Source organism: Pantoea allii (assembly GCF_046529425.1).
In the GTDB taxonomy this organism is placed as follows: Bacteria; Pseudomonadota; Gammaproteobacteria; order Enterobacterales; family Enterobacteriaceae; genus Pantoea; species Pantoea allii.
In genome coordinates, this window is record NZ_CP125958.1 from 705,174 (window position 1) to 715,016 (window position 9,843).

The 9,843-nt window shown below is 49.2% G+C and carries 15 protein-coding genes and 1 pseudogene; 12 read left to right on the plus strand and 4 right to left on the minus strand.

Annotated elements, in window-relative coordinates; all coding sequences use genetic code 11:
• Window positions 1-7: 7 nt before the first annotated feature.
• The 5 genes from QNH99_RS03410 to QNH99_RS03430 all read left to right on the plus strand — a co-directional run bounded on the left by QNH99_RS03410 (window position 8) and on the right by QNH99_RS03430 (window position 4,174).
• Complete coding sequence (locus QNH99_RS03410; RefSeq protein WP_063881026.1) at window positions 8-130, plus strand: GpE family phage tail protein; 123 nt, start codon at window positions 8-10, stop codon at window positions 128-130.
• A complete protein-coding gene (locus QNH99_RS03415; protein ID WP_410517278.1) occupies window positions 123-2,210 on the plus strand; it encodes a phage tail tape measure protein in 2,088 nt (695 codons plus the stop codon). Before QNH99_RS03410 ends, QNH99_RS03415 begins: the two co-directional genes overlap by 8 nt.
• 6 nt (window positions 2,211-2,216) lie before the next feature.
• A complete protein-coding gene (locus tag QNH99_RS03420; protein WP_145394958.1) occupies window positions 2,217-2,720 on the plus strand; it encodes a phage tail protein in 504 nt (167 codons plus the stop codon).
• A 1-nt stretch (window position 2,721) separates the two neighbouring features.
• A complete protein-coding gene (locus QNH99_RS03425) occupies window positions 2,722-3,879 on the plus strand; it encodes a contractile injection system protein, VgrG/Pvc8 family (protein WP_410517279.1) in 1,158 nt (385 codons plus the stop codon).
• A gap of 73 nt (window positions 3,880-3,952) precedes the next feature.
• Window positions 3,953-4,174, plus strand: a complete 222-nt coding sequence (locus tag QNH99_RS03430; RefSeq protein ID WP_063881022.1) for an ogr/Delta-like zinc finger family protein — start codon at window positions 3,953-3,955, stop codon at window positions 4,172-4,174.
• A 379-nt stretch (window positions 4,175-4,553) separates the two neighbouring features.
• Here QNH99_RS03430 and QNH99_RS03435 read toward each other — a convergent pair whose 3' ends face one another.
• Window positions 4,554-5,084: a hypothetical protein gene (locus tag QNH99_RS03435; RefSeq protein WP_410517280.1), complete on the minus strand. Its 531-nt coding sequence runs from the start codon at window positions 5,082-5,084 to the stop codon at window positions 4,554-4,556.
• Between the two features lie 137 nt (window positions 5,085-5,221).
• Here QNH99_RS03435 and QNH99_RS03440 point away from each other — a divergent pair, with 137 nt between their 5' ends.
• Entirely contained in the window at window positions 5,222-5,413 is a 192-nt protein-coding gene (locus QNH99_RS03440; protein WP_096011888.1) for a toxin-antitoxin system HicB family antitoxin, read from the plus strand.
• A gap of 543 nt (window positions 5,414-5,956) precedes the next feature.
• Window positions 5,957-6,250, plus strand: a pseudogene (locus QNH99_RS03445) (DUF1493 family protein); the annotation flags it as partial.
• A gap of 582 nt (window positions 6,251-6,832) precedes the next feature.
• Here QNH99_RS03445 and QNH99_RS03450 read toward each other — a convergent pair.
• Window positions 6,833-7,294 (minus strand): hypothetical protein, encoded by a 462-nt coding sequence (locus tag QNH99_RS03450; RefSeq protein WP_410516004.1) that lies wholly within the window; start codon window positions 7,292-7,294, stop codon window positions 6,833-6,835.
• 47 nt (window positions 7,295-7,341) lie between these two features.
• Here QNH99_RS03450 and QNH99_RS03455 point away from each other — a divergent pair, with 47 nt between their 5' ends.
• Complete coding sequence (locus QNH99_RS03455) at window positions 7,342-7,503, plus strand: hypothetical protein (protein ID WP_410516005.1); 162 nt, start codon at window positions 7,342-7,344, stop codon at window positions 7,501-7,503.
• 41 nt (window positions 7,504-7,544) lie between these two features.
• Window positions 7,545-7,688 (plus strand): tail fiber assembly protein, encoded by a 144-nt coding sequence (locus QNH99_RS03460; RefSeq protein WP_410516006.1) that lies wholly within the window; start codon window positions 7,545-7,547, stop codon window positions 7,686-7,688.
• Between the two features lie 63 nt (window positions 7,689-7,751).
• Here QNH99_RS03460 and QNH99_RS03465 read toward each other — a convergent pair whose 3' ends face one another.
• A complete protein-coding gene (locus tag QNH99_RS03465) occupies window positions 7,752-7,883 on the minus strand; it encodes a hypothetical protein (RefSeq protein ID WP_256392991.1) in 132 nt (43 codons plus the stop codon).
• A 79-nt stretch (window positions 7,884-7,962) separates the two neighbouring features.
• Between QNH99_RS03465 and QNH99_RS03470 the strand changes: the two genes are divergently transcribed.
• Complete coding sequence (locus QNH99_RS03470; RefSeq protein WP_074181041.1) at window positions 7,963-8,139, plus strand: ogr/Delta-like zinc finger family protein; 177 nt, start codon at window positions 7,963-7,965, stop codon at window positions 8,137-8,139.
• A 73-nt stretch (window positions 8,140-8,212) separates the two neighbouring features.
• Here QNH99_RS03470 and QNH99_RS03475 read toward each other — a convergent pair whose 3' ends face one another.
• Window positions 8,213-8,401, minus strand: a complete 189-nt coding sequence (locus QNH99_RS03475; RefSeq protein WP_410516007.1) for a hypothetical protein — start codon at window positions 8,399-8,401, stop codon at window positions 8,213-8,215.
• 94 nt (window positions 8,402-8,495) lie between these two features.
• Between QNH99_RS03475 and QNH99_RS03480 the strand changes: the two genes are divergently transcribed.
• Window positions 8,496-9,173, plus strand: coding sequence for a hypothetical protein (locus QNH99_RS03480; protein WP_410516008.1), 678 nt, complete (start codon window positions 8,496-8,498; stop codon window positions 9,171-9,173).
• A gap of 10 nt (window positions 9,174-9,183) precedes the next feature.
• Entirely contained in the window at window positions 9,184-9,612 is a 429-nt protein-coding gene (locus tag QNH99_RS03485) for a WapI family immunity protein (RefSeq protein ID WP_063881016.1), read from the plus strand.
• The last annotated feature ends 231 nt before the right edge of the window (window positions 9,613-9,843 follow it).

Sequence of the window (9,843 nt, forward strand, 5' to 3'; positions counted from 1 at the left end):
TGACCTGATGGCCGACATTGCCAGCGTTTTTCACTGGCCACCCTCAGAAATGTATCTCATGTCGCTGGAAGAATTACTCGACTGGCGGCATAAAGTGATGATCCGCAGTGGAGTAACCTCTGATGAGTAACACGCTCAAGCTGCAAGTGCTGCTGGAGGCGGTTGATCGGGCCACGCGCCCGTTCAATGCCGTGCGTAAAGAAACAGAAAGGCTGTCTGCGGATATCCAGGAAACGCAAGACCGTCTGGCAGAACTTAACGCCAAATCCGCGCAGATTGAAGGGTTCCGTGATACCCGAAAAGAACTGACGCTGACCCAACAAAATCTTAAAAACACCCGGGCAGAAGCGGCAGCACTCGCCATTGAACTGAAAAACACCAAGAACCCCACCGTTGAACAAGCGCAGGCGCTGGAGAAACTGCGCCTGTCTGCCAACGCGTTACAACAAAAGAACATTCAGCTGCGCCAGTCGGTGCAGGATCAGCGCCAGTCGCTGAATGACGCCGGGATTTCCACGCGTCGTCTGAGCAGCGAGCGCCAGAAGCTGAACCAACAAACAGAGCGGACCCAATCCATCCTTGATGCGCAGGGCGAGTCGATGGGGTTGCTGAATCAGCGCCAGGATAAGCTCAATCGTACCCGGGATCGTTACCGCGCCGGCATGGCGCTGGCGGATAACGTGCAAGGTGCCAGCAACAACGCCAAAGACTTCGTCGAGAAGGGCCGCAAGGTTATCGATTATCTGTCACCTGCGGATGCGAATAACGGTAAGGATCAGGCGGCATCCCTGTCTGTTAATCCGGACAACAGCGGTGCGCAACCGGATATCGCTGAGCTGAATAAGGCGATGGCCAGCATCGGCCCGGTGGCGAAACAAGCCGGCGTCAGCGTCGGTCAGGCGTCGGCGATGATCGGCGTGCTGGCCGAAAACGGCATGACGGGCAGCGCTGCGGGCGCAGGCGTCGGTGCCATGTTGTCGCACGTGCAGGCACCTGATGACAATGCAGACAGCGCGCTGAAAGCGTTGAATGTTGTTACCGCAGACGGCGAGGGCAACAGTCAGCCGATTTTCACGGTGCTCAGCCAGGTGCAGACGGCGTTTGAGAAAAACAAAATCGATGCAGCCCAGCAGGCAACCTATCTGCAGGCCATCTTTGGCGAACAGGGCGCGGCTCCTGCCGCTGTGCTCATGAAAGGTGCCGCCAGTGGACGCCTGGATCAGCTGTCTCAGGCGCCGGCGGCTCAGCAGCCGGTAGATGCCTCTGTTGACACCAATCTGCAAACCATCAGTCAGGACGGCTTATCCGTACAGTCCGTTCTGACCGGCGTGATGAATATCAATCCCCAGCTTTCGGACAGCCTGCTGACGCTGGCGGCCAGTGGACTGACGTTGGTGGACTCACTCGCCAGCGTGGGGAATATTGTCTGGCCGGTCATTAGCGGGTTGAGCACCATCATGGCGGGCGCTGAACTGCTGGGCGGTGCGTTTGCCATCATCGGTGGTGCGATTACGGCGACGCTGGGCGCAATTACGCTGCCGGTTGTGCTGCTTGGCGCGGCTATCGCGGCGGGCGCGATGCTGGTTTATCAGTACTGGGAACCGATCAGCACCTTTATCAGCGGCGTTGCTCAGGGCTTCAGTGCGGCGATGGGGCCGATAAGTGACGCATTCGCGCCGCTGAAGCCGGTATTTGACTGGTTCAGCAACAAAGTCTCTGAGCTGGGCTCCTGGTTCTCAAAGCTGCTGGAACCGGTGAAGTTTTCTCAGCAGGAACTGGCCTCGGCAGGGGAGATGGGACAGCGCTTCGGCAATATGCTGGCGACAGCACTCAAATTACCCGGTGAAGCCCTGAATCAGCTGCGGGGCGGCATTGACTGGGTGCTCGGCAAGCTTGGCATCATCGATGAGAAATCTGACAAGGTGAAAGACAAGCTGCCTCCGCCCAAAATGCGCGAACAGGACGACGAGGATGAGGATAACGCGGATGCCCGTCCGGCCGCATCGCGCGCCAGCCTGAACAGCACGCTCAATCAGCCTTTGCCCTCGGTTAACAATTCAAACGTGGATAACCGGCAGCACACGGTCACCAACAACATCAATGTGACGGGCGACCCACAGGCGATTGGACAGGCCGTCGCGCAGGCTTCCACGGTATCGCCGTGGTCCACGGCTGATCGCAGCTATAACTCCATGTTTAGTCTGGATTAATTAACCATGATGATGATATTAGGCATGATGCCGTTTGTACGGCAAACCCTGCCCTTCGACAATTTGCAGCATGACATTACCTACCGCTGGGCGAAAAACAGTCGCGTGGGGCGCCGTGAGTCGACCCAGTTTTTGGGCGGCGGCGACGATAAAATCAAGCTGTCTGGCGAACTCCGGCCTGAAATCACCGGCGGCAATGTCACGCTGCTGGCACTGAAGACCATGGCCGATGAAGGGCTGGCGTGGCCGCTGATTGGCGGCAATGGCATTATTTACGGCATGTTTGTTGTGACGGATTTCTCGGCCACGCACACGGAGTTCTACAGCGACGGCAGCGCGCGCAAGATAGGCTTTACCCTCAACCTGCTGCGGGTAGACGATTCACTAACCAGTATGTTCGGGGACTTAAAAAGGCAGGCGGAAGAACTGCAAAATCGGGCCAGCGACGCAGCGCAACGGGTCGGCTCTGTCATCAACAGCGCCGCCTCTGCGCTGAACGGAGGGCGCTGAGATGAGCGATATCGTCCCGATTCCCGTGCCCCTGCGTGTTGCGCCTACGCCGGACTTTAGTATCAAAATTGAGACGAAGGATAAAACGGAGGATATTCGCCCACGGCTGATTTCTCTGAAGTTGACGGATAACCGTGGTCTGGAGGTCGATCAGCTGGACCTGGTGCTGGACGACAGTGACGGCCAGTTGGTCATGCCGCCCTTTGGCGCGAAAGTGGTCTTAGAGATAGGCTGGAAGGGACAGCCGCTTGCAAATAAAGGCTCCTACATCATTGATCAGGTCACCTACCAGGGCGCGCCGGACACGATAACGGTGGTCGCCCGAAGCGCCGATTTTAGCGGTTCGCTCGATGTTAAAATCACTGATTCATATCCGGACATGACGGTTGGCGAGGCTGTGGAGAAAATCGCGAAACGTAACGGACTTACCTCCGACGTGCGGCCGGAGATAGCCAAAAAAAAGATTAAGCATATCGATCAGACGCAGGAAACGGACGGCACGTTCATTACCCGGCTGGCTATGCTGGTTGGCGCTGTGGCGGCGATAAAAGATAAGACGCTGCTGTTCTTTGCCCCCGGGCATGGCGTGACAGCGAGCGGAAAGCCGATTCCACTCCTGAATCTGAACCGACAGGATGGCGATAAGTATGAGTACAAATTGTTTAAGCGCGACGATTACAGTGGCGTTGAAGCAAAATGGTACGATCAGAAAAAAGCGCAGCAGAAAGGGGTAACCGTCAACACGATACCGCCAGCAACACCGGCGGTGAACCCTGTCCATCCGGCGGCCAAAAATATCCCCACTATCGGGCAACAAGACCCGGGAAAAACCTATGTTTTTGGCAGCAATAAGAAGCTGTTCGTACTGAATACGCACTTCAGTAGCCAGGGGGAAGCAGAGGAGGCGGCTAAAGCGAAGTGGCAGGAACTGCAACGTAACCGGGCTACGTTGAAGATCCTACTCGCGCTGGGTGCTGCTGAGCTGATTCCTGAAACACCGGTCAAAGCCCAGGGCTTTAAATCGGTCATCGATAATCAAAAATGGCTGATTACCAATATCGTGCATACCCTCGATAAAAGTGGATTTACCACCCAGTTGAACCTGGAGCTGATGATTGAAAGCGTGGATTACGTCTTAGTGGAAAAACAGGCTGGTTAGATTTAGTCTAATTTAAGTTGCTTTTTGTTTAGTCTTTGGCTAATGTTGCACTATGCCAGAGAGGAGAACGACTATGATGCATTGCCCAAAATGTCAGACCGCCGCCCATACGAAAAGCAGTCGCTACGTTTCGAAAGAGACGAAAGAACGTTATCACCAGTGCCAGAACATTAACTGCAGCTGTACCTTTAAAACCCTGGAGAGCGTGTCCGGGATTATCGTCGAACCGGCGCAGATCAATACGGTGCCGGTTATGGCGAAAGGGAGCGATAACCCGTCACCGCAGCTGCTGTAAGCCCAACCCGCGAAAGCGGGTTTTTTTATGGATGCGGGTTGGGTGGGATGGCTGACAGACGTGGCTGAAGGCCAGCGCGCCGTTGACGTTTAAGGGGGCGACAGCGCCCTCTGGGAGTGCTGTTAATAACTGTACGGCGGGTGGGGCGCGCGGGCCCTTGGGGAAGTTGGCAATAACTGTACGGGAATGAAAAGATTTCAGGAATGGCAGCACGACAAAATATATTTTCAGTGAATGAAGATGAATCGTGGTGGTATTTTCGGCAGAGGAAAACTCAGGGTTATAAAGCATTTTGGCACTGAGAGTGAGCCCACAGTGAGATTTTAGATTTTGCATGCGAATTCCCTTCTTCCATGCGGAAGAAGGGAAGGGTCCAAAATCAGTGAACGATATGTGTAAATTTGCTCTCAATCATCACCAGCCCCGACTCTGTTCGCACAAAGCGCGGCGCGGTTAAGTCATCAGTCATGATGTTAACCATCTGGAATAACAAGCCGGTGATATGTTTTTGCAAGTCTGCCGGGGCCTGCTGATTCAGTAATACTAACGTTAACGCGCTGCAATATTGCCGCATCTCTTCCGAGTCTATCGAATCCCTGCTGCGACAGGCTCTGTCATCACCTTTCTCCAGCGTGAGGCGTTTAATCAGGTGTTCTGGCAGTGGCTTGTCTAACAGAACTTTCAAGACTTCCAGTGCAGCGAGCAGACGACCGCACAGCGCCATGCGGTCTGCAATATCGTTACATTCAACCAAGGCATCGACATAGCGCACGCACGTATCCAGCACCTGAAAGAGATCGTGCGTGGTGCCGAGCGGCGTTTTCAAGAGGTTTGAGATCGCAGATTCGATAACTGGCTGAATGTCCACGATTTGATGATGGGCGGTTGTGTTACTATCGGTGTTAGCCATAGCGTTGTTCCTTAAGAGTGAACGTTGTGGTCAGACGCTCCGGTATGTGTTGCTGCACTGCCGGGGCGTTGCTCTTATAAAAGGCCTCGTGTTAGTGTGGTCTTTTATAAGGCTAAAATGAGGGAGTAGGTAGCCACATGTCAATAATAATGCGTGAAAAAAAACCAAAAGGTGGAGGCAAGTCTCCACAATTTAAAATGCGCATTGATCCCGCCTTGAAAAAACAGCTCGATGCTGTTGCAACTGAAGAAGGAATTAGTTTAGCAAGCTGGTTGAAAAACCTGGCGAGGGAGGCGTTAAAGGCAAGGGGAATTGAGCCGAAGGGATAAATTTGTGCGTGAAATGTTGAGTTAATTATATGTGTGGTAAATGAAAAAAGTTAAATTTCGATATTGTGAAGTTTTTAATGTGGCCATTACAAGTTTGATAAAATAGCTGAGGCTTTGATGGAGTTGTGAGTAAATGAAGCTTTTTATTGTATGGTTACTGCAATCTTTTTTCTATCTTGTACCGATTATAGCCAGTGTTGTTGGCGCTTATTTTATTGTGCGATTTGTTCCATTTTATCCAATGGGGTTTGTGGTTGCCTGGGTCGGTTTCGTTGCTTATTTTTATATAAGATATAGTAAGTGGGTTTAACCTCAACCGTATAATATTCTTCATGGGGATTTTCAAAAATACCATGAAATTTTAATAGTTATCTGTAATATGATGTTCAGTGAATCGGGCCTTATCCATATTGACTTGCTCAAACTAAATAATCAGGATATAAGATCCTTATAAATTAATGAGCAATCTAAGCTGTATGCTTACAGGATTAGCTATGAGATAACATTCAAATACAATAAGATTGCCTGAAATAAGAACGGATTATGATAATGGACGAGACAGAAAAAGCAGTATTCGATCTTGTTGAGACCTACAATGGTCGCAGCATATTTACCTTTAAGCGGTATCCGCTCAAACATAATACCGATCTTAATGAAGATTTTCGAATGGACCCGTTAGATGCCTATGATTTACTGGAAGAATTCACAGAGAAATTTTTAATTAATACAGATAAAATAAATTTTACTCGCTATTTTCCTGAAGATAATGGCAAAGCAGAAAAGGCGTTGACCATTCAATTACTGATTGACTCGGCACGAGCAGGTCACTGGACGGATGAAGAAAAATCAAAAACAGAAAATACCTTACCCTCAAACTCAGACAGGAAAATAATGAAAAAGGGAACAAACAAGACGATTTATATTTTAGCAGTCATTATATGTTTTCTGATTCTTCCGGAAATAGTGGTTCGTACACTAACCCCTGAACAGCTCGTCAGACTCAGCGATTTCACAAGTCTGGGCGGGATTTTTAGCCACCTCCTTTCGTTAATGATTTTTCTCGGTATAGCATCGATTTTGCTGGGTATTGCCGCTATCTATCTGGTAAAAAAAATCTACCGATATTTAGTCAGATTAAAAAAATAACAGATCCGCTATGCGTGCTTCCCGCTTTACGAATGTACTCAGAGCAGGATTGTGGTAAAGCTAAAACGTTGAGCGAAAGTAGTCCGGAGTGCTTACAGGATCTATGGACCTGTTTTACAGTGGTTGGTCTGCGCAAACTTATTGGGTCAACGTGAGAATAGTAAAGCGTGCCATTCTTAGCGTAATGGGAGGAGTAACAGGAGCGTAGCCATCATGAGCCATGTTTTTCTCCGATATGCGGATTTAGCCTGAGACATAATCCCAGTGTTATCCTTAACCAGGTTGGCCCTTTTTATCATTTTCACTGATTTTCGTGGTGGGATACATCACCAATACATAAGCCCCGATTCCGCAGATCAGTACAGCGAGAGGTCCTACGATCCGCATGACACCTTCATTCATAAAGCCTGTATAGAACATACCAAATACAGTTGCTGTCAAAACCAGTGTTCCCACTATCTCGGAAACAAATTTGAATGACAGTTTAAAGATTCTCGATAGCACGTAATAACGCCTCCGTTCTGTTGGGCTCTTTCCGCAACATTCTTCCATTTCTATCAGGTGCTTCAAAGGTTCTTCAAAAAGGAAGTAGAGTATATCGTAATTATGTATACGTAGCTTCTGCCACAGTGTCGTCACGCTGAAAATCCACCCGTCCGTGGTGCTGGCACGCGGCAGGCCGTGGATAACGCGGTAACTGAGGTAAAGGCGTGTACCGACAAGGCGCAGGCGCACATGTTGCCGCTGATAATCCTCATAAGCAGTAACTGCAAACGGCCAACGTGCTGGCGGAAATCAAAGACGCGGGACTGATTGCCGACGCCCTTAAAAATCTCAGCCTGTACGATGCCGGTAAGCATGGCGTTTCAGTAGCGGCAGATATGATGGCGGGCGGGGATAAGCTGTCGAGCGTTGATGCCGCTATGCGTCTTTTCAACAAGTGAGCCTTTGCGGGCAACGGCTATATCCGCATTGCCGACGAGACATGGCGGACGCTGTGTTATTGCCAGGCGGCAGGAAAATCGCCACGGAGAGCGAGAAAGCGCTGCTGGAGCAACAGAGAACCTACCGCGTGAAGCTGAACCGCGTCGAGATCTCAGCAGCACCGAATGTCAGCTGGCCGGAATAGTTTGAACAGAAAAATCCCCGTTACAGCGGGGACTATCAGGAAAAATTTTAGAGGCGGGAAGGCTTAATTTTGCCATTCAATCATCTCATCCAGCCGTTTTAAAATATCGGGGAAGTAGCTCTCGTTGATGCCGAAATCGCCTTTAACCTGAACGCTGTCAGCATGTGCTTCAGGACGAAGGTCATATTCAATCATTACACCATCGTCGCCGACGTCACAGTGCCTGTGGCGGCCTCAGCCCGGAACAATTTGAAAACCAGAATCTCGCTTAGGATTGTGTCCACATTACGTGGGTAAGATCAAAGAACGTTATAACCAGTGCCAGAACATTAATTGCAGTTGTACCTTTAAGTCGCATGAGACTGTGTCAGAAATTATTATGTCACCAGGTAAAGTTAAAGCCGTTCCGCCACATCCAGGCAGAGGCCAGCAGCAGCCCCTATGGTTATGATCGTAATGAAGCCCGGTTAGCGGGTTTTTTTACAAGCAATGAGTCTGACTGCTTAAGTGTGAATGTGTTTTTCTTAGTTGGCCTCATCTTTCTTGGGAATATCATTATCTCTTGTTTTATCATCAGTGATCTTGCAAATAGGTCTGTAGTGAAGACTTGAGATCTTCTTCCTGTCTTTTACTGGCTTTCTCTCTGCTCGCTCTCCCGATATTACAGGCCAATGGGAAAGAAATTCTGAAAGTGTTTCCAGAAAATGATGCATTTACATCTTCCTCCATTTTCTTCAGTCTATAAACCCGAGCTATTTTAGCATGGAGCTATTATTCACTGCGTTGAATTACAAGGAGGAGGTATTCATGGTTACAGGATTACCAGCGAGTGAAGAACCCGGTCGCTACTACACTTTTCAGTCACGATTACCACACGGCGAATTCTTTGAAATTCGCCCACGATTTCTGCCTCATGGTGCGAAGCCTATTGTTGATGATGAAACCGGTATGTGTATCGGCTACTCAGTATCTCAGGCTCCAGGGTTGTGGCAGATTTATGATACGGAAGGAAATTTTTTTCGGCTTGAAGAGGCACCGTTAGAGTCTCCCCTCATTGACCCAACCGATTTGGTGTTGCTGGCGGCAGGAGCATTTCGTATTTTTCTTGCCGGGAGAGCTTTACTACAGAGTGGAGTTCGTGCAGCCGTAACTGTAAATCTTAGCCATGCCACGATCAGCCTCTTGCGCGGAAGGCTAAAAATAGGCCTTTCGGCTCGCTCTTTGAAGATGACGGAAAGCGCAGCAAAGCACATGTATGAACCTGGTCGATATGTGCCTTTACAGATACAGGAAAAAGCCATTCGATATGGAACACGTATGCCAGACCCACTTAGAAAACCAGGGCTTTTCAGATATGAAACCCGTATGTACCGGCTGGTAGAAGATAAACAAAAAAAAGGAAGTTATTTCTATAAACCCTACCGGCTTGAAGTTCTGGTAAGAGAAAAAGACTGGACTATTATGCACTTTCAGTACATGCCTTAAAGGTGAACGGATGATCGATATACAGAGCGGAACCCTACATCTCAAGTTAACCCCTTATGAAAGGATACCTGAGCCTGAAGAAGCGGCATATGACCGGATCATGGTCTGGGTTGAGTTTTCTGTTCCTTCGCTTAAAACTGAATTCCGTGCGGAGTTTGCTGCGGGCCAGCTTGAGATATTTCGGGATGATTTAAAAAAGCTGCATCAGTCGCTGATATTTCAACAGAAGAATTCGGATGTCGTTCTTAGCTGTCTGTTTAAGCAGGTCGAGTTGACATTCATACAGTCAGATTCGGGTAATGCTGTAGGCGTAAACATGGTGCTAAGGCCTGAGGATCATGCTGATAGTGTCATGCTTACAGACTTTTTTGGACTGGATGAAAGTTACTTCCCTGCGATTTTGTTTGGACTGGATGAAATCATAAACTGGTCAACCTGATACGTTCAGATAACACAGTTACTTTATACATTTCTAAAGATTTTCCGCTTTGTTGAGCCGCTGTGTGCGGACTGCTCTGAGTGAACAGCAATGGCACAATTAGAATGTCGAGAAAATCCACCGCCATTTTATCGCCACTTAAAAACAGAAAATAAAAAAGCCACCCTTTTAAGGTGGCTTAACTGCATGATTTTCATCACTAAATCTGGTGGCCCCTGCTGGGTTTGAACC